This is a genomic window from Dactylosporangium sp. NBC_01737, assembly GCF_035963215.1.
Classification (GTDB): Bacteria; Actinomycetota; Actinomycetes; order Mycobacteriales; family Micromonosporaceae; genus Dactylosporangium.
Window position 1 is genome coordinate 13780226 of record NZ_CP109153.1, and the last position, 25631, is coordinate 13805856.

Here is a 25631-nt window from a genome sequence, read left to right on the forward strand (position 1 = left end):
ACGTCAATACATGACGATCTACGTCATGAGATCACGCAACCGGTTACGCAGGGCGGTAGACTCCCCGCCGTGGGGGCGCCGAACACGCGGATGAACATGGCGGACGTCGCGGCGCTGGCCGGCGTCTCGAAGGCGACCGTGTCGCGGGTGCTCAGCGGCGCGCCCGGCGTCTCCGAGGAGACCCGGACCCGGATCAAGGCGCTCGTGAAGGACCTGTCCTACGTCGTGTCGCCGGACGCCTCCCGGCTCAGCCGCGGGTCGACCGGCCGGATCGCGGTCGTCATGCCGCACACCACCACCTGGTTCTACGGCGCCGTCCTGGCCGGCATCCTGTCGGTGCTGCGCGCCGAGGGCCTCGACGCCCTGGTGTACCAGGTCGCCGACGGGACCGGGAGCCGGACGTTCTTCGCCGACCTGCCGGTGCAGCGCCAGGTCGACGCCGTCATCGTGGTGGCGTTCCCGGTCACCGAGCACGAGCAGCGGCAGCTGGACCTGCTCGGGATGCCGGTCGTCATCGCCGGCGGCGCGCTGCTGCACCACGCGCACGTGCGGGTCGACGACACCGCCGCCGCCCGCCAGGCCGTGACCCACCTGATCAGGTCCGGACACGAGCGGATCGCGATGATCAACGCGGCGGTGACACCGGACTGGCCGTACGCGCCGCCGGCGGACCGCCTGCACGGCTACCGCACCGCGCTGGAGGATGCCGGCCTTCCCGTCGACCCGCGGCTCGTCGTGGACCTGCCGTGGAGCGGCACGATGGGCGCCGACGGCATGGACCGCCTGCTGAGCCTGGACCGCCCGCCGACCGCGGTGTTCGGCTTCTGCGACGAGGTGGCGCTGGGCGCGCTGCGCAGCCTGCGCCGGGCCGGCGTGCCCGTGCCCCGCGCCGTGTCGGTCATCGGCATCGACGACCACCCCCTCGCCGACCTGTGCGACCTGACCACGGTGCGCCAGCCGGCGGAGCTGCAGGGCGCCCGCTCCGCACACCTGGCCCTCGACCTGCTCGGCGGCGCCCCGATCGACGAGCTGCACGTGACGCTCCCGACGCACCTGGTCATCCGCGCCACGACCGGCCCGCCCGAAATTTCCTGACGCGCCGTGTCCATCGCCGCGCCGGTCGTTCGTAGTCATGGCATCAGGCAACGGAAGGAGCCCAGACCATGAAGTACATGCTGCTCATCAACAGCGCCGCGGACGACACCGAGGCGTGCCCGGACACGTTCGAGGACTGGCAGGTCTACGACAAGGAGGTCAAGGCGGCCGGGATCTTCGTCACCGGGCAGTCCCTCGCGGACCTGGTGACCGCCACGACCGTGCGGGTCGACGCCGCCGGCGAGCGGACCGTGACCGACGGCGCGTTCGCCGAGACCCGGGAGGTACTCGGCGGCTTCCTGGTCATCGACGTGCCCGACCTCGACGTCGCGCTGGACTGGGCCGCCCGCTGCCCCGGCGCCCGCGGCGGCGGCTCGGTCGTGGTCCGCCCGATCGCCGACTTCGGCTGAGACCTCGTCGTGCAGGAGATCGAGGCCGTGTTCCGGGAGGAGCACGGCCGCCTCCTCGCCGCGCTGGTGCGCCGCTTCGGCGACCTGGACCTCGCCGAGGAGGTCGCGTCGGAGGCGGTCGAGGCGGCGCTGGTGCACTGGCCCGCCGACGGGGTGCCGCCCAACCCGGGTGCCTGGCTGATGACCACCGCCCGCCGCAAGGCGGTCGACCGGCTGCGGCGCGACCAGGCGTACGCGGCGAAGCTCGCCATCCTCCAGGTCGACGCCGACCGCCTGCAGCAGGCCGGGCCGGTGCACGTGGCCGGCGAACTGCCGGACGAGCGGCTGCAGCTGTTCTTCACCTGCGCCCACCCCGCCCTCGCCGCCGAGGACCGGGGCGCACTGACGCTGCGCTGCCTCGCCGGGCTCAGCACCCCCGAAGTCGCGCGGGCGTTCCTGGTACCGCCGGCGACGATGGCAAAACGGATCGTCCGCGCCAAGCAGAAGATCCGTGAGGCCCGGATCCCGTTCCGGGTGCCCGGCCCCGACGAGCTGCCGGCCCGCCTCCCGGGGGTGCTGCAGGTGCTCAACTCGATCTTCACGGAGGGGTACGCGGCGCAGCGGCACGACCTGGCCGCCGAGGCGATCCGCCTGACCCGCATCCTGCGCCGGCTGCTGCCCGCGGAGCGGGAGGTCACCGGCCTGCTCGCGCTGATGCTGCTGACCCACGCCCGCCGCGACGCCCGCTTCGTGGACGGCCGGCTCCTGCTGCTCGACGAGCAGGACCGCGCCCGCTGGGACCGGCCGATGATCGAGGAGGGACTCGGGCTCGTCATGGCCGCGCTGACCGGCGGGCCGCCCGGCCCGTTCAGCGTGCAGGGCGCGATCGCGGCCCTGCACGACGAGGCCGCCGACGTCGCGACGACCGACTGGCCGCAGGTGGTCGCCCTGTACGACGTCCTGCTGGTCCTCACCCCGTCACCGGTCGTCGCCCTGAACCGCGCCGCCGCGGTGGCCATGCGCGACGGCCCGGCGGCGGGCCTGTCACTGCTCGACGAGCTGTCCGGCGAGCCACGGCTGCGCGGCTACCACCCGCTGCACGCCGCCCGCGCGGACCTGCTCGCCCGGCTGGGCCGGACCGTGGAGGCCGCGGCCGCCTACCGGGAGGCGATCACCCTGGCCGGCACCGAACCGGAACGGTCCCTGCTCCACCGCCGCCTGCGAGATCTCGCCAGCCGAGGTTGACCAGCCCGAACCGCATGCGTAGCATTCGCCAACATGTGGCCCTACGCATGGGGAGCGCTATAGTGCTGACTATGGCGAAAACTACGGTCAGTGTGTCGACCGAGGCGAGGGACGCGTTCGCAGCCGTCGCCGCGAGTCGCAACACGACGATGTTCGCCCTGCTCGAAGAGACGGCTCGGCGCCTGGAACGGGAAGAGGCAATGCGTCAGGCGACGCTCGACTACGAACGACTCGCCACCGAAGACCCGGATGGCTTCGCGGAGTATCTCGTCGAGGGTCGCCTGTGGGACCTGACATCCGGCGACGGCCTTGGTGACGCACGCGCCGAGTTCCCCGAGCACAACCCGTGATCCGTCGGGGCGACGTGATGATCGCGGACCTGAGTCCCGTCGTCGGACATGAGCAGGGCGGGCGCCGGCCGGTGCTGGTGCTCTCCCCCGCCGCGTACAACTCCTGGCCGATCGGGATGGCTGTCGTCGCGCCGATCACCTCGGCCGACCGGCGCCTCCGCCATCACATCCCCATCGGGCGAGAAGCAGGACTGCGTCAGGACCTGAGCTTCGTCATGCCCGAGTACGTCCGGGCGATCTCGCAGCAGCGCCTCACCGGCCAGGCGCTCGGCGTCGCGCTCCCGGCGACACTCGACGCAGTCGAGCGGTGGGTCGCGCAGTTCACGACCGAGACCCGGATCGCGTAGGCGGGCGTCGGAAACCGGACGCCTGCCGGGCCGGTGGGCGGCGCCTGCCGTGCAGGGTTGGCGGCCCCTGCCATACCCGGTGCGGGCTGCGGAAATCCGGGGCACGACCGGTTCGGTGCGCGGTGACGCAGCACACGCAACGGTTCGGCGGCAGATGGTCCGGACGGCACGAAGACGGGGTTTCCGGCTTGAACGAGCGCCATAGCCTGGTGCGATGTTCGAGCGCAAGGTGATGGCGGCGTGGGCCGCGTTCGGGGGGATCGCCGCGGTGTCCGCGGCGCTGGTGCTGCGCCGGCCCGACGCGCAGCGGCTGTCGGATCTGCACATCTACTACGGGGCGGCGAAGTTCGACGGGCCGCTGTACGACTACGTCGCCGAGAACGGCGGGCCGTTCACGTATCCCCCGTTCGCGATGGTGCTGTTCCGGCCGCTGAGCCTGTTGCCCGAGGCGACCCTCGGCCTGCTGTGGCTGGCGATGACCTGCGCCGCCGTGATCGCCATCGCGCGCACCGTGACCCGGCGGGCCACCGAAGCACCCGGGGCATCCGCTGCCGTTGGCCGCGGGCTGCTGGTGGCCGGGGTCGCCACCGCGCTGCTGGTGTCGGCGCCGGTGCAGAGCAACCTGCGGTTCGGGCAGGTGAGCATCTTCATCGTGCTGCTGGCGCTCGTCGACGCCGGGCAGGTCGTGCCGGCGCGGTATCGGGGCATCCTGGTCGGGGTCGCCGCGGCGATCAAGCTCACGCCGCTGCTGTTCGTCGTGTACTTCCTGGTCGCGCGGCGGTACAAGGACGCGGCGCGGGCCGGGGCGGCGTTCGCCGGGTGCGCCGCCGTCGCGGCCGTGCTCATGCCGGGCGCCAGCGTGCGGTACTGGGGCGGCACCATCTTCCAGACCTCGCGCATCGGCGACCTCGCCTCGCTGGGCAACCAGTCCGTGCACGGCATGCTGCTGCGGGTCGGGCTGTCCCCCGCGACGCTGCCGGTCGTCTGGGCGGTGCTGATCGCCGCGATCTGCGGTGCCGCGCTGCTGCGGGCCCGGCACCTGCACCTGCACGGCGAGCCGGTGCGGGCCGCCGTGCTCGTCGGCTGCGCCACGGTCGCGGCGTCGCCGGTGTCGTGGACGCATCACCAGGTGTGGACGGTGCTGGCGGCGATGCTGCTGGTCGCCGCCGACGGCGCGTGGCGGCGGGTGGCTGGGTGGGCGCTGCTGGTCGTGATGACGCTGTCGCTGGGCGTGGTGCTGCGCGGCGTCGCGCTGTACCCGGGCTGGCAGTTCCTGCTCGAGAACGCCCGGTCGCTCGGGCTGGTCGCGGTCTGTGTCGCCGGGGTCGGCGGCGCCGCGGCCGTGCGGGCACGCACCGCACGGTTCCGCGCCACGCGGCGGGTCGCGGTGGCCGTCGCGGCAGGGCTCGCCGTGCTCGCGCTCACCCCGCTGCCGGCCGGCGCCGACCCGACGTTCAAGGCGTACTCCGCCGACGACCTCACCAACCCGCGCTACTTCTACTTCACCGGCGCGCCGGTGGCAGGCCAGCCGGTCACCTTCATGATCCGGCGGGAGAAGACCAAGGTCCGCGTCAACGGCGTGGTGGGAGCCGAGGTGGCGCGGCTGCGCTACACCTCGGCGCCCGGTGGCGCGGCGCGCGGCATCCCGCTGCTGGAGGCGGAGCCGGGCGTGCGCACGTTCTCGTTCCGCAGCGCCAGCCTCGTCCACGGCCGCCTCGAGGCGCTCGACGCGGCCGGGCAGGTCACCGCGACGTTCACGAACCTGGCGTGAACCGCTCGGCCTCGAGCACCGACTTGAGGCCGCTGAGGACCCGCGACCACGCCTCGTCACGCTCCTCGTCCGGGTCGCGCTCCACGTCGTCGCACGTGAGCGCGACCCGGCACACGCCCGGCTCGGCCGGGGTGATCAGCCAGGTCAGCCAGCAGTGCACCTCCTGTTCGGCGCCGATGCCGGTGTACAGGTTGTGCACCAGCAGCCGCCCCTCCTCGACGTGCACGATGTCGCCGTGCAGGACGTCGGGCACCGGACCGGCCGCGGCGCGGTAGACGATCGGGGCGCCCGGGGTCCACTGCGAGTCGACCGCGAGGCCGAGGTAGAAGCGCCGGGTGAACGCCGGCTCGGTGATCGCCCGCCACACCCTGGCCGGGTCGGCGGCGATGTACAGGCTGCACGTCGAAGTCCTCATGCCCTGTATCACACCGCGGGTGACTTGGGAGGCGCTTGCGCCGGACTTGGGGCGGTCCCCGTACCCTGGCGGCAACGACGACCCGAGGAGCACTCGCGTGGACGACCTGATCGCCGAGTTGGTGGCGCAGGAGGAGCGGCTGCGGTTCACGCGGTTCGACAACGACGACGCGTGGACGCTGGGGTCGCTGCTGGTCCGGCTGGGCAAGGAGCGCGGGCTGCCGATCACGATCGACATCCGCCGCCACGGCCACCAGCTGTTCCACGCCGCGCTGCCGGGCACCGCGCCGGACAACGACCGGTGGATCGAGCGCAAGATCCGGGTCGTGGAGCGGCTCAACGCCTCGTCGTTCCTGGTCGGCCGGCGGATGGCGGCCAAGGGGCAGGCGATGGACTCGGCATACGGGGTGGACCCGGCCGACTTCGCCACGCACGGCGGCGCGTTCCCGATCCGGATCGTGGACGTCGGCGTCGTCGGCGTCGTCACCGTGTCCGGGCTGCCGCAGGCCGACGACCACGCTCTCGTCGTCGAGGCCCTAGGGCTGTTCCTCGACAGATAGAGGGTTGTCTCCGGCCGGGCTGGGCCTGAGGATTCCGCGTGTGATGAAGCGACTTGCTGTGCGCGTCGCCGTTACCGCGGCCCTCGCACTGACCGGATGCCTATCTGGTTGCTCCGACGACGCGCCGAAGGACAACGGCGCCGCCGCGGCACCCACCACGGAACAGTCCCTGCTGCCGCAGACCGGCCCGGCGCCGACGAAGCCCGGCGCGAGCCCGCAGGCGGGGTGCCCGGTCGACGCGGCGACGCTGGAAAAGGCGTTCGTGGCCAACCTCGACGTCTCGAACGCCGTCGACATCGGCAAGGGCCTCACCGACATCAGCTGCGTGGAGACCTGGGCGACCGCGCGCACCCAGCCGGAGGCCAACGACAAGGCGACGGTGCTGTTCCAGTACGACACCGCCAAGAAGCAGTGGTTCGCCGTCTCCGGCGGCACCGACGGCGTGTGCTCCGGCAAGGTGAAGGTCCCCGCGGAGATCGCCAAGCAGTTGAAGAATTGCTGAAGTTGATGAAGAGGGACTAACCAAAAGTCCGGCTTTATGGTCACATAGGTCATGGAGCGTGAAGTACTGCTCCGGCTCCTCGACGAGGTGCCGGGGGAAGCGTTCGTGGCCTGCAAGGACGCGATCATGGCCGGCGCGGACTATGTCGTGTGGGACGACACCGTGCCGGCCGACCAGCTCGCGCGCAGCTACTCGCGGCGGGCCCAGCACATGGCGAAGATCGGCACCCCGATGCTCGGCGGCGACGACGCGATCGCCCGCCTGCAGATCGCGGGTGTCCGGCCGCTGCGCATCGGCGAGGCGAAGGTCGAGGACCCGCCGACGCACTTCCAGCTCTTCCTCACCGCCGACGCGACGCGTGTCGTGGCCTGTTTAGGGATCGACCAACGTTGACGTAGCAGGATGTCAGGGTGGATGCACTGCTCGACGCCGACGGTCTCGCCCGGCTCCGTGAGGCGCTGACCTCCGCCCGGTACACCTCCCAGGGCATCAAGGACCTGCTGGGTGAGCCGGCGACGGCCGCCCTCGCCCGCAACGATTTCCGCGCCGCGCTCAAGCGCACCGAGGAGCAGCCGGGCCGGCTCGCGACCCTGGTGCGCCTGTTCGTGTGCGGCCAGACCGAGCCGCTCCCCGCCGTCGCCGACGCGTTGTCGCCGCTCCCGCTCGCGGCCGCGCTGCCGCTCCTGGAGGCCGACGGTGACGGTGTCCGCGCCGCGGTCGAGCTGGAGCCGTACGGCGACTGGTGGGTCGTGGCCGACCTGTCCGCCGGCATGCGGCCCGGCCGGCCGCTGCCCGGCGACCACGTGCTCGGCATCGGCGGCGCCTCCACCCTCGCCGCCGCGACGCTGCGCCACCCGGTCGCGACGGCGCTGGACCTCGGCACCGGCTGCGGCGTGCAGTCGCTGCACCTGTCGACCCACGCGGGGAAGGTCACCGCGACCGACCTGCTCCCCCGCGCGCTGCGCTTCGCCGCCACGACCGCCGCCCTCAACGGCCTGGACTGGGAGCTGCTGCACGGGGACCTGACCGTGCCGGTCGCCGGTCGCCGCTTCGACCTGGTCGTGAGCAACCCGCCGTTCGTCGCCGGGCCGGGCACGACCGAGCACACGTACCGCGACTCCGGCCGCCCCGGCGACGCGGTCTGCGCCGAGCTCGTCGCGGCCGCCCCCGGGCTGCTCACCGACGGCGGGCACATGCAGTTCCTGGCCAACTGGCTGCACGTCACCGGCGAGCAGTGGGAGGACCGGGTCGCGGACTGGCTGGCCGGCACCGGCCTCGACGCCTGGGTGATCCAGCGCGAGGTCTCCGACCCGGTCGCCTACGTCAACCTGTGGCTCACCGACGCAGCCGAGGACCCCGCGCGCCAGCCGGCGATCGCGGCGGCCTGGCTGGACTGGTTCGACGCGCAGAAGGTCGACGCGGTCGGCTTCGGGCTGATCACCCTGCGCGCCGGCGGTCACGACGACCCGACGGTGCGCATCGAGGACCTGCGGCAGACCGTCGACGGGTCGTTCGGCCCGCTGATCGGCGACTGGTTCGCCCGGCAGGACTTCCTGCGCTCCGGCGACCTGCTGGGTACCCGGTTCGTCGCCGCGCCCGGGCTCACCCTGCGGCAGGAGGCGACCCGTGGCCCCGACGGCTGGGAGGTCGGGCAGCAGGTCCTGAGCCTGCCCGACGGCCTGCGGTGGAACGAGGAGGTCGACCCGGTCGCCCTGACCCTCGTCGGCGCCTGCGACGGGTCCGTGACCCTGCGCGATCAGGTCGACGTGCTGGCGGCGGCGCACGGTGTACCGGCGGAGGTGCTCGCCGATGTCGCGGTCCCCCTCGTCGCGCACCTGGTCGAGCGGGGCGTGCTGCTCCCGGCCGGCGCGTAGTGCGCGCCCTGGTCCAGACGGTGGGCCGGGCGTCGGTGACCGTCGAGGGCGAGGTGGTCGGGTCGATCGGCTCCGGCCTGCTGGTCCTGGTCGGCGTCACGCACACCGACGTGCTCGCGACCGCCCAGACCCTGGCCCGCAAGGTGCACGAGCTGCGCATCCTCCCTGACGAGAAGTCCGCCGCCGACCTGGGCGCGCCGCTGCTCGTGGTCTCGCAGTTCACGCTGTACGGCGACGCGCGCAAGGGCCGCCGCCCCACCTGGATCGCGGCGGCCCGCCCGGAGGCCGCCGAGCCGCCCATCGAGGCGTTCTGCCAGCATCTGCGAGACCGGGGCGCTGTGGTCGAAACCGGTCGATTCCGGACCCACATGCTGGTCGAGAGCGTGAACGTCGGACCTCACACGGTGATGCTCGAAATCTGAGACTCACGGATTCGTGCCACGGCTCGGCCGCCTCACCGCCACTTCACGCCCGCTCAGCGAAGCTTCTTCCCGTAGGAATGATCGCGCCACTTGTCAAGGCACACGGGAGGCGAGCGAAGTGGCCCAGCCGCTGAGTGACACCACGGAGTTCAACGCAGTAGACGTCGACGCCGACGAGCAGCACGAGCCGCAGATCGACAACACGGGCGTCTCAGCGGACCTCGTTCGCGCATACCTCAACACCATCGGACGCACCAAGCTGCTCACCGCCGAGCAGGAGGTCGACCTCTCCAAGAAGATCGAGGCCGGGCTCTACGCGGAGGAGAAGCTCGGCACGGGCAACGTCCACCCCGCCTGGATGAACACCTACGAGGTCGTCGTCCGCGAGGGCCGCGCCGCGAAGGCGCACCTGCTGGAGGCCAACCTGCGGCTGGTGGTCAGCATCGCCAAGCGCTACACGGGTCGCGGCATGGCGTTCCTGGACCTCATCCAGGAGGGCAACCTCGGCCTCATCCGCGCCGTGGAGAAGTTCGACTACACCAAGGGCTACAAGTTCTCCACCTACGCCACCTGGTGGATCCGGCAGGCCATCACCCGCGCCATGGCCGACCAGGCCCGCACCATCCGCATCCCGGTGCACATGGTCGAGCAGGTCAACCGCATGGTCCGGGTCCGCCGCGACCTGTCCGCCACCCTCGGCCGCGAGCCGGTCGTGGCAGAGGTCGCCGCCGCCCTGGGCATCGAGGAGTACCAGGTCATCGAGCTGATCTCCTACGACCGCGAGCCGGTCAGCCTCGACCAGGCCGTCGGCGAGGACGGCGAGAGCGCCCTCGGCGACTTCGTCGCCCGCATCGACCCCCGCGAGGAGCCCGCCGACAGCGTCTCGCAGGGCATGCTGAAGTCCGAGGTCGAGATCGTCCTGTCCACGCTCTCCCAGCGCGAGCAGGCCGTGATCCGGCTCCGCTTCGGCCTCGACGACGGCCGGCAGCGCACCCTCGACGAGGTCGGCCGCGAGTTCGGCCTGTCCCGCGAGCGCATCCGCCAGATCGAGAAGGTCACCCTGCTGAAGCTGCGCCACCCCTCCCGCGCCAAGCGCCTCGAGGCCTACGCCAGCTGAAGCTGAAGCTGTTTCCCGCCTGCGGCTGCGCTGTAGCTCGCTGCCCCACCGCTGCGCGGCGGGTCCCGCCGGGGGATTCTCACCCCGGACCCCCAATGCGCCGCCAGCGGCGCACAGTCCGCGTGCCGCGTGACTGGGATTGCGCATGCGCGCCCATCCCGTCGCCGGCGCCGTTACACCGACCGCACTTGATCGACAGGAACCTCTGGCTGCGGCGACAGCCAGGCGTCCCTGTCGATCAAGGCCGGCCTGTTTCCCGCCTGCGGCTGCGCTGTAACTCGCTGCCCCACCGCTGCGCGGCGGGTCCCGCCGGGGGATTCTCACCCCGGACCCCCAATGCGCCGCCAGCGGCGCACAGTCCGCGTGCCGCGTGACTGGGATTGCGCATACGCGCCCATCCCCTGGCCGGCCGCCGTTTACCGACTGCGCCTTGGATCACGGCCATGCACTCGACGTCGCGTTCCCGCTGCCTTCCGCGTTTCCGCTGCGTGCCGTGCCGGGGTCACGGACCGGCGCTGTCGTGATCGAAGTCGCGGGGTGGTCGGCCGGGCGGCCAGAGCTGTCCTTCGATCACGGCGCGAAGATCGACCGCGGGGCTGGAGCATGTCGCGGGGGCGGCGTTGGACGGGTGTGTCGCGGCAGGCCGGTGGGTGATCGAAGTCGCGCTGTGGCGGTGGGGTTACAGGCTGCTGAGGTCGATCAGTTTGGCGAGGTCGACGAGCTTCGGCAGGAGTTCGGTGGCCTTGTCGTCGGCGGCGCCGGGGGCGAGGTGGACCGACAGCTGGATGATGCGCTTGTTGCCGGCGAGCCAGCCGACCTCGGCGCCGGGGCCGGTGGCGTCGGCGGCGGGGGTCGGCCGCTGGTACGCGGCGGCGCCCAGGCCCGGGACCGGGGTGGCGCCCTTCGGCTGGATGGCGGACGTGTAGATGTCGGCGCCGATCGTGGTGGCGCTCACCGACAGGACCAGGTCGGGCGAGCCGGCGGCGCGGGGCTGCAGGACGCAGGTGAAGGTGTTGTCCAGGGTCGCGGCCGCGGCGACGGCGAGGTCCAGGCCCAGCTTGGCGTTGACCACCGGGAAGTCCAGCAGCTGGCAGGCACCGCCGGCCGCGGCAGCCGGCGCGGTGGACGGGGCGGCCTGCGGATGCGCGCCCGCGTCGGCGTCGTCGCAGCCGGTGAGCAGGAGCAGTGCCGCCAGCGTCAGGCCAACCGTTCGCACGCGGGCACCTTAGCGCCTACCGGGGCAGGCGGTCGACGATGTACCTGGCGATCTCCAGCGAGCTGGTCGCTGCCGGGGACGGGGCGTTGAGCACGTGGACCTGGCGGCCCTCGGCGACGATGAGGAAATCGTCCACGAGGGCGCCGGTGGGGGTGATGGCCTGTGCCCGTACACCCGCGGATGCCGGCACCAGGTCGGCCGCGGTCACCGCGGGCACCAGGCGGGCCAGGCTCTCCGCGAAGCGCTTCTTGGACAGCGAGCGGCGGACCTCGGTGAGGCCGTAGCGCAGGTGCTTGCGGGCCAGCTGCCACATGCCCGGGTAGCTGACCGTGTCGGCGATGTCACCGGGACGGATGCGCGACCACGAGTAGCCCTCGCGGGCGGTGGCGAGGACGGCGTTGGGGCCGGCGTGGACGCTGCCGTCGATCATCCGCGTCAGGTGGACGCCGAGGAAGGGGAACTGCGGGTCCGGCACGGGGTAGATCAGCCCGTTGACGAGGTGCCGCCGTGAGGGGCGCAGCTCGAAGTACTCGCCGCGGAACGGGATGATCCGGGCCGGTGGCTTGATGCCGGCCATCTTCGCGACCCGGTCGGCGTGCAGGCCGGCGCAGTTGACGAGGACGTCGGCGAACACGTCGCCGACCGTGGTGTGCACGACCGTCTCGCCGTGCAGGGTGGAGATGCCGGTCACCCGGGCGCCGAGGCGCAGGGTCGCGCCGGCCTTCTCCAGCAGCGCCGCGAGGGTCACGCAGACGGCGCCGAAGTCGGCGATGCCGGTCGACGCGACGTGGATGCCCTGGACGCAGGCGACCTCGGGCTCGTAGGAGCGGGCCTCGGCGGCGTCGACCAGCCGGGCGGGCAGGCCATTGGCGAGAGCGCGCTCGTACAGGCCGCGCAAACGAGGTAACTCGGACTCGTCGGTCGCCACGATCAGCTTGCCGGTCACCTTGTGCGGGATGTCGTGCTCCCGACAGAACGCCACCATCGAGGCGCTGCCGGCCTTGCACAGCGTCGCCTTGAGGCTGCCGGGCTTGTAGTAGACGCCCGCGTGGATGACGCCGGAGTTGTGGCCCGTCTGGTGGGCGCCCCAGGTCTGCTCCTTCTCCAGGACCGTGACCTCGGCGTCCGGGTGCTCCAGGGTGAGCCGGTGCGCGGTGGCCAAGCCGACGATGCCGCCACCGATGACCACGTATCGCACACTGCCTCCTCGGGCTCAGACCGTCGCATCCTAGCCGTGCTAGCGTTCCCGTCCGTGGGTCAGCCAGGTCAGCCTGTCGTCGAAGTGGCACCAGCCAAGCCGTGGCGGGCCCGCGTGATCACCGCCGTGCGGGTGCTCGCCGCGCTCGGCATCGTGTACTTCATCGTCGCCACCACGATCGACCAGTGGTCGGCGGTGCAGGCGACGTTCCGGGGCCTGTCGTGGGGGTCGCTGATCGCCGCGCTGCTGGCCGCCGTCGTCTCGCTGTGGACGACGATGATGGCCTGGCGGGCGATGGTCGGCAGCATCGACCACCCGCTGCGGGTCCGCGACGCCGCCCCGATCATGCTGGTCGGCTCGCTCGGCAAGTACCTGCCGGGGTCGGTGTGGGCGTATGTCGTGCAGATGGAGCTGGGCCGCCGTGCCGGCGTGTCCCGCTCGAAGGTCTTCATCGGGTCGGTCCTGGTCAGCGGACTGGGCGTCACGTCCGGGCTGATCCTGACCGCCCCCGGCTTCGGCATCGCCTTCGACGGCGTGAAGGCCTCCGGGCACGAGGTGTTCGGCTCCCTCGCGGTGTGGGCGTCGATCATCCTGCTGCCGTTCGCCGTCGCCTGCTGCTACCCGCCGCTGCTGACCTGGATCGTCGGCAGGGCGATGCGCGTGCTGCGGCGCCCCCCGCTGGACCGGCCGATCACCTGGCGGCCGGTCCTGGAGAGCGCCGCCTGGTGCGTCGCCGGCTACCTCGCGGCGGGCCTGCACGTGTGGCTGCTGGTCCGCTCGCACCTGCCGGGCGTGCACGGCCTGGCGGGCAGCGTCTTCGCGATGGCGCTCGCGATGAGCATCAGCACATTTGTCATCGTCGCCCCGTCGGGCCTCGGCGCCCGCGAGTTCCTGATGGCGCTCGCCCTGGCCGGCCTCGGCGTGCCGTGGGCGACGGCGTGGGCGTTGACGCTCGTGTCGCGCCTGCTCTTCACCGTCGCCGACGTGGCCGCCGCCGGCGTCTCCGCCGCCGTGGGACTGCGGCGGATCCGGCACTCAGAGGGTGCGCGACAGGTAGTCCTCCCAGGTCCCGGCCCCGCCGCCAGGACCGGTCCCCGCACCGCTGCGCAGGGCCCGGAACAGCTTTCCGGGCAGCCTGACCGGGACCAGTAGCCGCCGCTTCCCGGCCTTCGCCAGGTACGCCTGCCACAGCTCCCGCGCGCTGCGCCGCTGCGGGCCGGACAGGTCGGCGGGCTTCGCCGGCAGCTCACCCTCGACGATCTCCGCGAGCCGCACCGCGACGTCGTGAACCTCGACCGGCCGCAGGTCGAACGCCGGGTAGAACCCCACGAGCGGCAGTTTGGTCATCGCCTTCGCCAGCGTCAGCACCAGGTCGTGGAACTGGCTGGCCCGGAAGTTCGTCCCGCCGTACGCGGCGACCATCCCCTCGATGGTGACCTTGTCGTTGTAGTAGCCGAACGGGATCCGGTCGACGCCGACGATCGACACGAACACCAGCTGCGGCCTCCCGCCGACCTCCAGGGCCTCGATGAGCTTCGCGGTGGCAGCGACGTCCTTGCGGCCGTCGGTGGCCGCGTGCACGACGACGTCGACCCCGTCGAGGGCCTCGGCGAGCCCTTCGCCGGTGAGCAGGTTGCCGTGCGCGAAGCCGGGCTTCGACCGGCTCAAGCCACGCACGTCGTGACCACGTTCCCGCAGGACGGCGACCACGTCCCGCCCGAGCGTCCCGGTCGCGCCGGTGACGAGCACTGTTCGCTTCATGGTGTACCTGACGATTCAGCCCCAGGAACGTGACACCGTGTGGCCGGCGTCTCAGTCCAGGTCCGGCACCTCGCCGGCGAGCAGCGCGTCGAGCGGGTCCCTGCCGACCTCGGCGTACGCGCCGCCGGTGAGCCGGAACCGCAGCACGGTGCCGTCGGGCTCCACCCGCCAGAAGTACGCGATTCCGGCGTCGGCGTATTCGCGTGGCTTGAGCCACCGGTCGGTCCGTTCCGACCCAGGCGACACGATCTCGACCGCGAGCAGGACGTCGGCCGCCGCCAGCCACACGTCGTCCAACTTGACGTCGCCCTTTGTCACAACGAGGTCGGGAATGCGGCCGTTGCGGTCATTGTCGGAAGTCTTGACGCCTGGGGCGGCGAAGGCACGCTCCCCGAACTTCCCGTCCAGCCAGATGTAGAGCCGCCCACTGATCCGCTGATGTCCCAGAGTCCCCGGCGGCATGACGATGAGATTCCCCTCGCTCAGCTCGAACCGGTGCCGATCGTCGGCCTCGGCGAGCGCTGTCACGTCCTGCAACGTGAGCGGCCCGAGCGGCAGGTTCGGGGCGGCGGTCATGCCGTGCTCCTTCCTCATCCGGCCCAGTTTAGGGCAGCCACGCGCCGCCGACTGTACATGTGGCCATATGGCCACCCAAACAGCGCGGGCGGTGAGCCCGCGGCTGCGGCGGTGATGGACGGAAGGCGGCTAAGAGGCGGTGCGGGCGTCGTAGTGCTCGCGGGCCAGGGTGACGTCGGTGCGGTGCCGCTCCGCCCACGTGGTGATCGCGAGCAGGGCGGCGTGCAGCTCCAGGGCCATCGGGGTGAGGCTGTATTCGACCCGTGGGGGGACCGTCGGGTAGACGGTCCGCACGAGCATCCCGTCACGCTCCAGGTTGCGCAGCGTGAGGGTCAGCATGCGGCGGCTGATGCCGCTGATGGCCCGCTCCAGCTCGGTGAACCGGATCGGGCCGTCGGCGGCGGCCACCAGGATGCACACGCTCCACTTGCCGGCGACGCGGTCGACCAGCTCCTGGACGGTGCATCCGTGCAGCATCGGTGCGCCGCTCAGTGCGCCGCGACGAACACCCGTGACGCGACCTCGCGCGGCAGGCGGATGCGCTCGCCGGCGCGGTCGATGCTGACGCCGTCACGCTCCTGCGCCACGGTGACCGTCGCGCCCGGGTCGATGCCGGCGGTGTGCAGTTGGCGCAGCACGTCAGCGTCGGTCTGGACGCTCTCGCAGATCCGGCTCACCACGACCGCCCCGGCGAGGCCGGGGAAGGCGAGGTTGCGCTCGGGGTCGGACGGGTCGTGGGGCGTGGTGCTGCCCTCGAGGCCCTCCAGTCCCGGGATCGGGTTGCCATACGGCGAACGGGTCGGACGCCCGAGCAGCTCATAGACCCGCTGCTCGACGGCGTCGCTCATGACGTGCTCCCAGCGGCACGCCTCTTCGTGCGCCTCTTCATACGGCAGGCCGATCACGTTGACCAGCAGCAGCTCGGCGAGGCGGTGCTTGCGCATGACCGCGACCGCGTGGACGCGGCCCTCGTCGGTCAGCGCGAGGTGGCGGTCGCCCTCGACGATCAGCAGTCCGTCGCGCTCCATACGGGCGACGGTCTGGCTGACGGTGGGTCCGCTCTGGTGGAGTCGCTCGGCGATCCGGGCACGCTTGGGAACGACGCCCTCTTCTTCGAGCTCCAGGATCGTCTTCAAGTACATCTCGGTGGTATCGACCAGGTCGTTCACTGCCTTGCCCTCCCGGTACGCGATAGTACTCGTCGCGTACGTCAAGATTGGAACGTGACAGCCAACCAAGCGATCTTGGACGGTGCCGTCGTCGCCGAGCTGGTGTGGGAAGCGGGGGTCTCCGCGTTCTGCAATCCTACCGGCGCGCGCAGGGTCCCTGCTCACACTGCACAGGAGGGACCGGTCACGTGAACACGCTGGTCATGTGGGACGACGCATTGCTGCGGTACGACATGGGCGAGCACCCCCTCGATCCGGTGCGGGTGGAGCTGACCATGGCGCTCGCCCGTGACCTGGGCGTTCTCGGTCGGGAGGGGGTCACGCTGCGGGCCCCGGAGCAGGCCGGCGACGACATGCTGGGCACAGTGCACGACCCCGACTACATCGCCGTGGTCAGGGCCGCGTCGACCGGCCGGCGGATCGGCATCATGGGACTCGGCACGAGCGACAACCCCACGTTCCCCGGCATGCACGACGCCAGCGCCCTCATCGCGGGCGCGACCCGCGCCGCGGCCGAGGCGGTCTGGCTCGGCGAGGCCGACCGGGCGGTCAGCATCGCCGGCGGGCTGCACCACGCGATGCCCGCCCGGGCCGCCGGGTTCTGCGTCTACAACGACCCCGCCGTGGCGATCGCCCGGGTGCTGGAGCTCGGCGCCGAACGGGTCGCGTACGTCGACATCGACGTCCACCACGGCGACGGCGTCCAGGAGATCTTCTACGACGACCCGCGGGTCCTCACCGTCAGCCTGCACGAGTCGCCGCACTCACTCTTCCCCGGCACCGGCTTCCCGTCCGAGACCGGCGGGCCGGGCGCGGAGGGCTCCGCGGTCAACGTCGCGCTGCCGCCGGGCACCGACGACGCCGCCTGGCTGCGCGCGTTCCACGCCGTGGTGCCGGGTGCGCTGCGCGCGTTCCGGCCGCAGCTGCTGTTCACGCAGTGCGGCGCCGACACGTACCGGCACGACCCCCTGGCGAACCTGCGGCTGACCGTCGACGGGCAGCGGGCCGCGTACCTCGCGCTGCGTGACCTCGCGACCGAGGTGGCCGGCGGCAAGTGGGTCGCCAGCGGCGGCGGCGGATACGCGCTCGTCGAGTGCGTGCCGCGGGCGTGGACGCACCTCCTTGCCGTGATGACCGGCGATGCTCTGGACCCCGCGACGCCGACACCCTCGTCGTGGCGGTCCCTTGCCGCGGCGCGACGGCCGGGCCATCCCGTACCCACGACGATGACGGACGGCGGGTCAGGAGCGTGGACCCCATGGGTGCCGGGACAGACGCCGGACGCGGTCGACAGGGCGATCATGGCGACCCGCACGGCGAGCTTCCCGCACTTCGGCCTGGACCCGCATGATCCGCGGGACTAGCTCCGCACGGCGGCCTCTTCCAGGCGGGTCAGGCGCTGCTTGATCCGGTCGAGCTCGGCCAGCATCGCCGTCTCCGCCGCCTTCGACGTGCCGAACGACGTGTCCGGCGACGGCGCGCCCCGCAGGGTCGACAGCTCGTCGTGCAACGCGGTCAGCGCCTGCGCGACCACGTCCAGGAACGCGTCGACCTCGTCCTCGTCATAGCCGCGCTTGCCGAACGCCGCCTTCGTGAACCGGACGGCTTGCACGTCGGCCGGGGTGAGCATCATCCCGACACGATAACCAACGCGCCGGTGGGACGATGAAGACGTGACCGAAACACCGGACCGGGCCGCGGACGTCCTGCTCTCCGACGGCACGACCGTCCACTTGCGACCGATCCGGCCCGACGACGCCGACCGGATCGTCGCCCTGCACTCGCGCTTCTCGGAGAAGACGCGCTACCTGCGGTACTTCTCCGCGTACCCACGGATCCCACAACGCGACCTGGACCGGTTCGTCAACGTCGACCACCACGACCGTGAGGCGTTCGTCATCGAGCACGCGGGTGAGCTCATCGCCGTCGGCCGCTACGAGCGGCTCGGCGCCGGCTCGCACCAGGCGGAGGTCGCGTTCGTCGTCGAGGACGCCCACCAGGGCCGTGGCATCGGCTCGGTCCTGATCGAGCACCTCGTCGCGGCCGCGACGCAGGAGGGCATCACCGAGTTCGAGGCCGACGTCCTGCCCGTGAACCAGGCGATGCTGCGCGTCTTCATGGCCGCCGGGTTCCGCATCGAGCGCAAGTTCGCCGACGGCGTCGTGCACCTGTGGTTCCCGATCGCCGCGACCCCGGACTCGATGCGGGTCCAGTGGTCCCGCGAGCAGCAGGCGGAGGCCCGCTCGATCGGCCGGCTGCTCAACCCGCGCGGCGTGGCCGTCTACGGCGCCCGCGCCGACGGCACCGGCATCGGCGCCGCCATCCTCGCGCACCTCAAGGCGGCCGGGCCGGCGGGCCCGATCGTCCCCGTGCACCCGTCCGCCGCCACCGTCGGAGGGCTGCCCGCGGTGGCCGCACTGGAAGGCACCACGCACCCGGTGGATCTGGCGGTCGTCGCGGTACCGGCGGACGCGGTGCCGTCCGTCGTGCAGGACTGCGCCGCCGCCGGGGTGCACGGGCTCGTCGTGGTCTCCGCCGGGTTCGCCGAGTCCGGGGCGGCCGGCGCCGAGGCGCAGGCGACCCTGCTGCGCGCGGTCCGCAGCCACGGCATGCGCCTGGTCGGGCCCAACTGCCTCGGCATCGCCAACACCGACCCCGGCGTGCAGCTCAACGCGACGCTCGCGCCGCTGCTGCCCCGCCGCGGCCGCGTCGGCTTCTTCAGCCAGTCCGCCGCGCTCGGCACCGCCCTGCTCGCCGAGGCCGACCGGCGGGGCCTGGGACTGTCGACGTTCGTCTCCGCCGGCAACCGCGCCGACGTGTCCGGCAACGACGCCCTCCAGTACTGGCGCGAGGACCCGCACACCGACGCGGTGCTGCTGTACCTGGAGACGTTCGGCAACCCCCGCAAGTTCGCCCGCATCGCCCGCGAGCTGGCCCGGCGCAAACCGGTCGCCGCGGTCGCCAGCCCGGTGCGGCCCCCCGCCCTCGACGCCGTCACCACCGGCCCCGACGCCCGCGGCGTCGCCGCCCTGTTCGCCAGCTCCGGCGTCATCCGCGTCGACACCGTCGCCGAACTCTTCGACGTCGGCCTGCTCATCGCCGGCCAGCCCCTGCCGACCGGCGACCGGATCGCGGTCGTCACCAACGCCGCCGCCCTCGGCGTGCTCACCGTCGCCAAGGCGCCGGCCGCCGGGCTGCGGGTCGCCTCCGTCCGCGACCTCGGCCCTGAGGTCAGCGACGCCGACTTCGTCGACGCCGTGGGCGAGGCGCTCGCCGACGACTCCGTGGACGCGGTCGTCGCCGCGTACGCCCCCGCCCTCTCCGTCGCCGGCGAGCTCGGCGTCGCGGAACTGCTGCGCACCTCGACCGTCGAGTCCGTGCGCCCCCTCGCCGTCGTCCTGCCGGCGGACCCGTCGTTCACGTTCGCCCCGGCGTACCTTTCCAGCGACCCGACGGCACTGCCGACCTACCCGGCGATCGAAGAGGCGGTACGCGCCCTGGGCCGGGTCGCCCGCTACGCCGCCTGGCGCCGCGAACCGGTCGGCACCGTCCCCGAACTCCCCGACCTCAAGATCCCGCCGTCCGCCGACGTCGAGGAACTCCTCGCCGCCTACGGCATCCCCGTGGTCCCGTCCCGGCGCGCCACGGCCGCTGACGTCGCGACGGTCGCCGCCGACCTCGGCCTGCCCGTCGCGTTGAAGGTCGCCACGAAACCTTGGCGGCACCGCCTCGACCTCGGCGCGGTCCGGCTCAGCCTCACCACGCCGGACCTGGTCACCGACGCGTACCAGGAGCTGGAACGCCTCTTCGGCCTCGGCGTGGAGGTCCTCGTCCAGCCCATGGTGGCCCCCGGCGTCGCCTGCGTCGTCGAGGTCGTCGACGATCCCGCGTTCGGCCCGGTCGTCGGCTTCGGCCTGGGCGGCGAGGCCGCGGACCTGCTCGGCGACCGCGCCTGGCGCCCAGTCCCGCTCACCGACCGCGACGCGGCCGCCCTGGTCCGCGCCCCGCGCGCGGCGCCGCTGCTGACCGGCTACCGCGGCTCCGCCCCCGTCGACCTGGACGCCCTGGCCGACCTGCTGCTACGCGTCGGCCGCCTCGTTGACGACCAGCCGACCCTGTCGTCCCTGTCCCTGAACCCGATCCTGGCCCGCCCCGAGGGCCTGGCCGTCCTGCACGCCACGGCCGACTTCACCACCCCACTCCCCCGCCCCGACAGCGGCCCCCGTCGCCTCTTCTGACACCCGCCACCACACGCACCGTCACCACCGCGCGATCCATCCGGTCCGCCGTGATCCAAGGCCTGATCCGGTCACCCGGACAACCACCCCGCGACTTCGATCACGCGACCGGCGAGTGCACCACACCCGCCACTCCGCCGCGTCGTCCATCCGCCCCGTGGTTGATCTCGCCAACGTGATCCAAGGACGGGACTGGCCGTCCGAGCAGCCCCGGCGCGACTTCGATCACCCGGGGCGATCGGGCGCGAGCTCGGATGGGCGCCGCCGCACGGTGCCCTCGTTCCGCACTCGGTGCTGTTGCACGGCACGCACCGTGTCCGTGGCATGCGCCGCGGCCCGGCCCGGCCCGGCGCGGCCCGGCGCGGCCCGGCGCGGTCGAGCTTCACGCGGTGATCCAAGGACGGATCCGGCCGCGCGGACGACCACCGCACGACTTCGATCACCGAGCGGACGGGGCGCGACGCCCGCTTCCGCCGCCGCGTCCTCCCCACCCGGAGTGCCTGCGGCGGGCCCGTTCCGCGGTCCACTGCCACCGCACCGCAAGCTCCACGCCCGTGCCATCCTCCACGACGCGGTCGAGCTTCACGCGGTGATCCAAGGACGGATCCGGCCGCGCGGACGACCACCGCACGACTTCGATCACCGAGCGGACGGGGCGCGACGCCCGCATCCTCCCCGCCCGGAGTGGCTGTGGCGCGCCCGTTCCGCGGTCCACTGCCACCGCACCGCAAGCTCCACGCCCGTGCCATCCTCCACGACGCGGTCGAGCTTCACGCGGTGATCCAAGGACGGATCCGGCCGCGCGGGGCGGGCTCAAGAGGTGGTTGCAACACTCCGAGTCATGATCGATAGATGGGTGTGTGCAGCTAGTGGCGTCTCGGTTGTCGTTCGCGGAACGGGAAGAGATCTCGGTGGGGCTGGCCCGGGGTGAGTCGAGGCGGGTGATCGCGGCCCGGTTGGGCCGGGCGGCGTCGACGGTGTCCCGGGAGATCTTCCACCATTCCAACCACCGCTGGTCCGGGCTGGGTCAGCCGGGTCTGGTGTACCGGGCGACGCGGGCGCAGGTGTCTTCGGACGCGTTCAAAGCGAGGTCGAAAGCGGGGAAACTCACCGCGGCGTCGCCGTTGCGGGACGCGGTGATCGCCCGGCTCGAGGACCGGCATTCCCCGCAGCAGATCGCTCTACGGTTGCGGGAGGACTTCCCGGACGACAGGACGATGTGGGTGTCACACGAGACGATCTACCACGCCATCTACCTGCAGGCCCGCGGCGGTCTGCGCGCGGAACTGACCCGGCAGAAGGCACTGCGGTCCGGGCGCGTCAACCGGCGCCCCCGTGCGGCCGAGGCCGGCGCGGTCCGCTCCAACCGGCCCTGGCTCGGGCTGCGCATCAGCGACCGACCGGCCGAAGCAGCGGACCGGGCCGTGCCCGGGCACTGGGAAGGTGACCTCCTCATCGGCAAGCACGGCACCACCGCGATCGCGACCCTCGTCGAACGCACCACCCGGTTCGTGATCCTCGTCGCCCTGCCCGACAGCCGCGTCAGCGAACACGTCATCGCCCAGCTGACCGCGAAAATGACGCAGCTGCCCGAGGAACTCCTGCGGTCGCTGACCTGGGACCAGGGCACCGAAATGGCCCTGCACGCCCGGTTCAGCATCGCGACCGGCTGCCCCGTGTTCTTCTGCGACCCGCACAGCCCCTGGCAACGCGGCTCGAACGAGAACACCAACGGACTGCTCCGCGAGTACTACCCCAAAGGCATCCACACCTTCACCACCACCAGCCAGGCCGACCTGGACGCCACCGCCGCCCAACTCAACCGCCGACCCCGTGAAACACTCGGATGGCGAACCCCCGCAGAAAAACTCGCAGAACTCCTGACCAGCAACGTTGCAACCACCTCCTGAAACCGCCCGGACGACCACCCCGCGACTTCGATCACCGGCGACGGGCGACCGGCGACGGGAGACCGGCGATGGGCGATAGGCGACCGGTGAGCCGCGGCGCGGCACCGCACGCCCGTGACCGATCTGGTCCGTCGTGATCCAAGGCCGGATCTGGTCACCGGGACGACCGCAGCGCGACTTCGATCACGGCTGCGGTGGTCCGCGACTCGGCGCGGCAGACACCCGAGACGCGATGCCGGGCGCATCGGCCGTGATCCAAGGAGAGGGCTGGTCGTGTGCGCGGCCGGGGCGCGACTTCGATCACCGGACCGACAGAGCGAAGGCGGAACGGCAATGGAGCGGAAAGCGCGGCGCGGTCAGGGGAAGAGGGACCTGGCCTCGGCGCGCAGGACGGTCAGGAAGTCGGTGACCGTGGGCGGGACGGTGCGGCCGGTGAGTGTTGCGGCCAGGACGCTGCGCGGGGGTACCTCGTCGGGGTGCAGGGCGAGCAGCGTCACGTCCGGCGGAGCGGCGCGGGCCGCGAGCGCCGGGACCAGGGTCACGCCCAGGCCGGCGGCGACGAAGCCGAGTTTCGCGGTCCACTCGCCCGCGACGAATGCGATCCTCGGCCGGAACCCGAGCCGCACGCTCGGTGCCAGCAGGGTCTCCTCCGGTACCGCCGAGCCCGCGATCCACGCCTCAGCGGTCAGGTCCGCCAGCCGGGCGGAGGAGGCGGCCGACAACGGGTGGCCGGTGGGCACGGCGAGGAGGACGGGTTCGTCCAGGACGTGGTGCGTCGCGAACCGGGGATCGTCGAACGGGCGGTCGGCGCCCGCCGTGACCAGGACCATGTCGGCGTCGCCAGCGAGCAGCGCGGCGAGCAGGCCGCCGGTGACGCCCTCGAGGAGGGACAGCCGCACGGAAGGGTGGGTGGCGCGGTAGCGGGCGAGGGCGCGCGGGACGAGCGCGGCGTCGGCCGTGGCGAACGCGCCCACGCGCAGGACGCCGAAGGTGCCGGCGTGCACGGCGGCGACCTCGCGGCGGGCCAGGGCGAGCCGGTCGAGGATCGCCGTGGCGTGGGTGAGGAGGTTGGCGCCGGCTGCGGTGAGCGCGACGCCGCGCGGCAGCCGGTCGAACAAGCGCGTGCCGAGCTCCTGCTCCAGGGCCGCGACCTGGCGGGACACCGCCGACTGCGTGTAGCGCAGCGTGCTCGCCGCGCCGGTGATCGAGCGGAGCCGGGCGACCTCCCGGAACACTTCCAGCGTCTCAGTCTGCACCGACAGACATTCTCACAGCGCATGGTAACCATGCCAGACATTCGTTGGTGGCATGTCGTTGACGCAAATACGGTCGCGGCATGCAGAAGATCGCTGTGCTCGGGCTCGGGCACATGGGGGCGCCGATCGCCAGGCGTCTGGCCGCGCACGGGTTTGCCGTCGCGGGGTGGAGTCGCACGCCGCGGCTCGTCGACGGGGTCAGGGTCGAACAGGACGCGGCGACGGCGGTCCGCGACGCGGACGTGGTCGTCACGATGCTCACCGACGGGCCGGCGGTCATCGACGTCGTGACCGCGGCGGGCCTGGAAGCAGGCGTGACGCTCGTCGACATGTCGACGATCGGGCCGGACGCGGTGCGGGACCTCGCCCGGGTCCTGCCCACCGGCGTGGACCTGGTCGACGCGCCGGTCGCGGGCAGCACCGGAGCCGCCGAGGGTGGCACGTTGCGCATTTTCGCCGGGGGTACGACCGCCGCCGTCGACCGGGTCGCGCCGGTGCTCGCCACGCTCGGGGACGTCCGCCGGTGCGGGCCGTCCGGCAGTGGCGCGGCGATGAAGGTGGTCCTCAACACCGCGCTCGTCACCGCGCTGGCCGCCCTGGCCGAGGTGCTGCAGGTCGCCGACGCGGTCGGCGTCGCCCGCGCGGAGGCCCTGGAAGCCCTGCGCAGCGGGCCGCTCGGCATCGCCGTGGAGCGGGCGGTGGCACCGAAGGCGGCGCATTTCGCGGTACGACTCGCGGTGAAGGACCTGGCGCTCAGCATCGGTGACCGGGACCTGCCCGTCGCCGTCGCCGCTGGGCGGCACCTCGCGGCCGCCGACCCGGAGGCGGACCTGACCACGATCATCACGGAGGGACGGCCATGATCGTCATCGACAACCCCGCCGCGGTCGCGGCACCGGTCGGCGCGTACTCGCACGTGGCCCGCGCCGACGTCGGCACCGGGGCGCTGCTGTTCCTGTCGGGGCAGATCGCGCTGGACGACGACGGCGCCCTCGTCGGCGCGGGCGACATGGTGGCGCAGGCGACCCGCGTGTTCGAGCTGATCGGCGCGATCCTCGGCGCGCACGGGGCGACATTCGCCGACGTGGTGAACATCCGGACGTTCCTGACCGACATGGCGTTGCTGCCGCAGTACGGGCAGATCCGCCGGGCGGTGTTCACGGGGCCGCCGCCGACCAGCACCACCGTGGAGGTGTCGAAGCTGTTCCGCGACGGGGCGCTGCTGGAGGTCGAGGTGGTGGCGGCCGTCGCGGCCTGACCTCGCGGCCTGACCTCGCGGCCTGACCTCGCGGCCTTGACCGAATCCTTACGTTGTCCCGCGGGGAGCGCTTACCCGCGGGACACACCATGTCCGCCATGAGACGAACCATCGCCATCGCGCTGGCCGCCGCGCTGTTGTTCACCGGCGGCTGCGGGCGGCAGGAGCGCAAGGACCGGCGCGACCAGCGGCCGGCCGCGGTCTCGACCCAGACGACACCGGCGCAGGACGCCCCGGCGGCGGCCACCGGCAGCGGCGGCGAGGACGTCGACCAGCTGCTGGACCAGGTCGACCAGCAGCTGTCCGGGGACGCCCAGCCCGCCGGCGACGAAGACTGAGAGGGACCGACACCGTGAAGCGCACCCTGATCGCCCTGACCCTGATCCTCACCGCCGTGCTCATCCCGGCCACCGCCTCGGCGGAGCCGTCCGCCCGGCCGTCGGTGCGGGCCGCGACCCTCGACGGGGCCAAGGACGCCGTCGCGTCCCGCATCGACAAGCGCCTGGACGCGCTGAAGAAGTTCGAGGCCAGCCTGGCCGCGGCGAAGCAGGTCCAGGCCGGGCACCGTGACACGCTCACGAAACTCATCGCCGACCAGCGCGCCGGCCTGACCGCGTTGAAGACCAAGGTGCAGGGCGAGACGACCGGCGCGGCCGTGAAGGACGATGCGCAGTCGATGGTCTTCGACTACCGCGTCTTCGTCCTCACCGGCCCGAAGGTCCGCCTCACCGCGGCCATCGACACCGAGCTCGCCGCCGTCGCGAAGCTGCGCACCCTGCCGGGCGCCGACACCGCGAAGCTCGACGCGATCGAGGGCACCCTGAAGGGCAAGGTCGACGCCCTCCTGGCCATCAGGCCGGGCGCCGACGGCGACGCGATCAAGGCGCAGATCCAGCCGGTCCGCGCCGCCGCCAAGACCGCGCACGCCGACCTGAAGGCGCTGCGCAAGCCCAGGAAGTGAGG

29 protein-coding genes are annotated in these 25631 nt (G+C 72.5%); 20 read left to right on the forward strand and 9 right to left on the reverse strand.

Annotated elements, in window-relative coordinates; translation table 11 throughout:
* The first annotated feature begins 69 nt into the window (after positions 1-69).
* The 6 genes from OHA72_RS63730 to OHA72_RS63755 all read left to right on the forward strand — a co-directional run bounded on the left by OHA72_RS63730 (position 70) and on the right by OHA72_RS63755 (position 5197).
* A complete protein-coding gene (locus tag OHA72_RS63730) occupies positions 70-1095 on the forward strand; it encodes a LacI family DNA-binding transcriptional regulator (RefSeq protein ID WP_327005672.1) in 1026 nt (341 codons plus the stop codon).
* A gap of 68 nt (positions 1096-1163) precedes the next feature.
* Positions 1164-1505 (forward strand): YciI family protein, encoded by a 342-nt coding sequence (locus OHA72_RS63735; protein ID WP_327005673.1) that lies wholly within the window; start codon positions 1164-1166, stop codon positions 1503-1505.
* A gap of 18 nt (positions 1506-1523) precedes the next feature.
* Entirely contained in the window at positions 1524-2729 is a 1206-nt protein-coding gene (locus OHA72_RS63740) for an RNA polymerase sigma factor (RefSeq protein ID WP_327011937.1), read from the forward strand.
* A 71-nt stretch (positions 2730-2800) separates the two neighbouring features.
* Positions 2801-3079 carry a hypothetical protein gene (locus tag OHA72_RS63745; protein ID WP_327005674.1) on the forward strand — a complete coding sequence of 93 codons (279 nt, stop codon included), beginning with the start codon at positions 2801-2803 and terminating at the stop codon, positions 3077-3079.
* Positions 3076-3426, forward strand: a complete 351-nt coding sequence (locus tag OHA72_RS63750) for a type II toxin-antitoxin system PemK/MazF family toxin (protein WP_327005675.1) — start codon at positions 3076-3078, stop codon at positions 3424-3426. Before OHA72_RS63745 ends, OHA72_RS63750 begins: the two co-directional genes overlap by 4 nt.
* Positions 3427-3640: 214 nt before the next feature.
* Entirely contained in the window at positions 3641-5197 is a 1557-nt protein-coding gene (locus OHA72_RS63755; protein ID WP_327005676.1) for a glycosyltransferase 87 family protein, read from the forward strand.
* Here the strand turns inward: OHA72_RS63755 and OHA72_RS63760 are convergent.
* Positions 5181-5612: an SRPBCC domain-containing protein gene (locus OHA72_RS63760; protein WP_327005677.1), complete on the reverse strand. Its 432-nt coding sequence runs from the start codon at positions 5610-5612 to the stop codon at positions 5181-5183. The genes OHA72_RS63755 and OHA72_RS63760 overlap by 17 nt on opposite strands.
* A 97-nt stretch (positions 5613-5709) precedes the next feature.
* Here OHA72_RS63760 and OHA72_RS63765 point away from each other — a divergent pair, with 97 nt between their 5' ends.
* The 6 genes from OHA72_RS63765 to sigB all read left to right on the forward strand — a co-directional run bounded on the left by OHA72_RS63765 (position 5710) and on the right by sigB (position 10086).
* Entirely contained in the window at positions 5710-6171 is a 462-nt protein-coding gene (locus tag OHA72_RS63765) for a heme-degrading domain-containing protein (RefSeq protein ID WP_327005678.1), read from the forward strand.
* Between the two features lie 43 nt (positions 6172-6214).
* Positions 6215-6673 carry a hypothetical protein gene (locus OHA72_RS63770; protein ID WP_327005679.1) on the forward strand — a complete coding sequence of 153 codons (459 nt, stop codon included), beginning with the start codon at positions 6215-6217 and terminating at the stop codon, positions 6671-6673.
* A 51-nt stretch (positions 6674-6724) separates the two neighbouring features.
* Complete coding sequence (locus OHA72_RS63775; RefSeq protein ID WP_327005680.1) at positions 6725-7066, forward strand: hypothetical protein; 342 nt, start codon at positions 6725-6727, stop codon at positions 7064-7066.
* 17 nt (positions 7067-7083) lie between these two features.
* Positions 7084-8547: a DUF7782 domain-containing protein gene (locus tag OHA72_RS63780; RefSeq protein WP_327005681.1), complete on the forward strand. Its 1464-nt coding sequence runs from the start codon at positions 7084-7086 to the stop codon at positions 8545-8547.
* Positions 8547-8969 (forward strand): D-aminoacyl-tRNA deacylase, encoded by a 423-nt coding sequence (gene dtd, locus OHA72_RS63785; protein ID WP_327005682.1) that lies wholly within the window; start codon positions 8547-8549, stop codon positions 8967-8969. Before OHA72_RS63780 ends, dtd begins: the two co-directional genes overlap by 1 nt.
* 193 nt (positions 8970-9162) lie before the next feature.
* Entirely contained in the window at positions 9163-10086 is a 924-nt protein-coding gene (gene sigB / locus OHA72_RS63790) for an RNA polymerase sigma factor SigB (RefSeq protein ID WP_327011938.1), read from the forward strand.
* Positions 10087-10765: 679 nt separating this feature from the next.
* Here sigB and OHA72_RS63795 read toward each other — a convergent pair.
* The gene (locus OHA72_RS63795; RefSeq protein WP_327005683.1) at positions 10766-11302 is read right to left on the reverse strand and encodes a hypothetical protein; all 537 of its coding nucleotides are present in this window, start codon (positions 11300-11302) and stop codon (positions 10766-10768) included.
* A 16-nt stretch (positions 11303-11318) separates the two neighbouring features.
* The gene (gene lhgO, locus OHA72_RS63800; protein WP_327005684.1) at positions 11319-12500 is read right to left on the reverse strand and encodes an L-2-hydroxyglutarate dehydrogenase; all 1182 of its coding nucleotides are present in this window, start codon (positions 12498-12500) and stop codon (positions 11319-11321) included.
* A gap of 84 nt (positions 12501-12584) precedes the next feature.
* Here lhgO and OHA72_RS63805 point away from each other — a divergent pair, with 84 nt between their 5' ends.
* A complete protein-coding gene (locus OHA72_RS63805) occupies positions 12585-13652 on the forward strand; it encodes a lysylphosphatidylglycerol synthase transmembrane domain-containing protein (protein ID WP_327005685.1) in 1068 nt (355 codons plus the stop codon).
* Here the strand turns inward: OHA72_RS63805 and OHA72_RS63810 are convergent.
* From OHA72_RS63810 to OHA72_RS63825, 4 genes are all read right to left on the reverse strand, one after another.
* Complete coding sequence (locus OHA72_RS63810) at positions 13536-14261, reverse strand: SDR family oxidoreductase (RefSeq protein ID WP_327005686.1); 726 nt, start codon at positions 14259-14261, stop codon at positions 13536-13538. The two genes, OHA72_RS63805 and OHA72_RS63810, sit on opposite strands and share 117 nt — an antisense overlap.
* Before the next feature lie 51 nt (positions 14262-14312).
* Positions 14313-14855 (reverse strand): Uma2 family endonuclease, encoded by a 543-nt coding sequence (locus OHA72_RS63815; protein WP_327005687.1) that lies wholly within the window; start codon positions 14853-14855, stop codon positions 14313-14315.
* Positions 14856-14966: 111 nt separating this feature from the next.
* Positions 14967-15314: a winged helix-turn-helix transcriptional regulator gene (locus OHA72_RS63820; RefSeq protein ID WP_327005688.1), complete on the reverse strand. Its 348-nt coding sequence runs from the start codon at positions 15312-15314 to the stop codon at positions 14967-14969.
* A gap of 11 nt (positions 15315-15325) precedes the next feature.
* Positions 15326-15979, reverse strand: a complete 654-nt coding sequence (locus OHA72_RS63825) for an iron-dependent transcriptional repressor DtxR (RefSeq protein ID WP_327011939.1) — start codon at positions 15977-15979, stop codon at positions 15326-15328.
* A gap of 230 nt (positions 15980-16209) precedes the next feature.
* Between OHA72_RS63825 and OHA72_RS63830 the strand changes: the two genes are divergently transcribed.
* Entirely contained in the window at positions 16210-17370 is a 1161-nt protein-coding gene (locus OHA72_RS63830) for an acetoin utilization protein AcuC (RefSeq protein WP_327011940.1), read from the forward strand.
* On the opposite strand, the gene OHA72_RS63835 is transcribed toward OHA72_RS63830, so the two are convergent.
* The gene (locus OHA72_RS63835) at positions 17367-17639 is read right to left on the reverse strand and encodes a DivIVA domain-containing protein (protein ID WP_327005689.1); all 273 of its coding nucleotides are present in this window, start codon (positions 17637-17639) and stop codon (positions 17367-17369) included. The genes OHA72_RS63830 and OHA72_RS63835 overlap by 4 nt on opposite strands.
* 40 nt (positions 17640-17679) lie before the next feature.
* Here OHA72_RS63835 and OHA72_RS63840 point away from each other — a divergent pair, with 40 nt between their 5' ends.
* Together OHA72_RS63840 and OHA72_RS63845 are read left to right on the forward strand one after the other, a co-directional pair.
* On the forward strand, positions 17680-20244 hold the full coding sequence (locus OHA72_RS63840; RefSeq protein WP_327005690.1) for a bifunctional acetate--CoA ligase family protein/GNAT family N-acetyltransferase: 2565 nt from the start codon (positions 17680-17682) through the stop codon (positions 20242-20244).
* Between the two features lie 869 nt (positions 20245-21113).
* Positions 21114-22154: an IS30 family transposase gene (locus OHA72_RS63845; protein ID WP_442788399.1), complete on the forward strand. Its 1041-nt coding sequence runs from the start codon at positions 21114-21116 to the stop codon at positions 22152-22154.
* Positions 22155-22510: 356 nt separating this feature from the next.
* Here OHA72_RS63845 and OHA72_RS63850 read toward each other — a convergent pair whose 3' ends face one another.
* Complete coding sequence (locus OHA72_RS63850; RefSeq protein WP_327005691.1) at positions 22511-23410, reverse strand: LysR family transcriptional regulator; 900 nt, start codon at positions 23408-23410, stop codon at positions 22511-22513.
* 80 nt (positions 23411-23490) lie between these two features.
* On the opposite strand from OHA72_RS63850, the gene OHA72_RS63855 reads away from it, so the two are divergent.
* The 4 genes from OHA72_RS63855 to OHA72_RS63870 all read left to right on the forward strand — a co-directional run bounded on the left by OHA72_RS63855 (position 23491) and on the right by OHA72_RS63870 (position 25629).
* Complete coding sequence (locus tag OHA72_RS63855) at positions 23491-24273, forward strand: NAD(P)-dependent oxidoreductase (RefSeq protein ID WP_327005692.1); 783 nt, start codon at positions 23491-23493, stop codon at positions 24271-24273.
* A complete protein-coding gene (locus OHA72_RS63860; RefSeq protein ID WP_327005693.1) occupies positions 24270-24668 on the forward strand; it encodes a RidA family protein in 399 nt (132 codons plus the stop codon). Before OHA72_RS63855 ends, OHA72_RS63860 begins: the two co-directional genes overlap by 4 nt.
* 98 nt (positions 24669-24766) lie before the next feature.
* On the forward strand, positions 24767-25006 hold the full coding sequence (locus OHA72_RS63865; RefSeq protein ID WP_327005694.1) for a hypothetical protein: 240 nt from the start codon (positions 24767-24769) through the stop codon (positions 25004-25006).
* A 14-nt stretch (positions 25007-25020) separates the two neighbouring features.
* On the forward strand, positions 25021-25629 hold the full coding sequence (locus OHA72_RS63870; RefSeq protein WP_327005695.1) for a hypothetical protein: 609 nt from the start codon (positions 25021-25023) through the stop codon (positions 25627-25629).
* Positions 25630-25631: the final 2 nt, after the last annotated feature.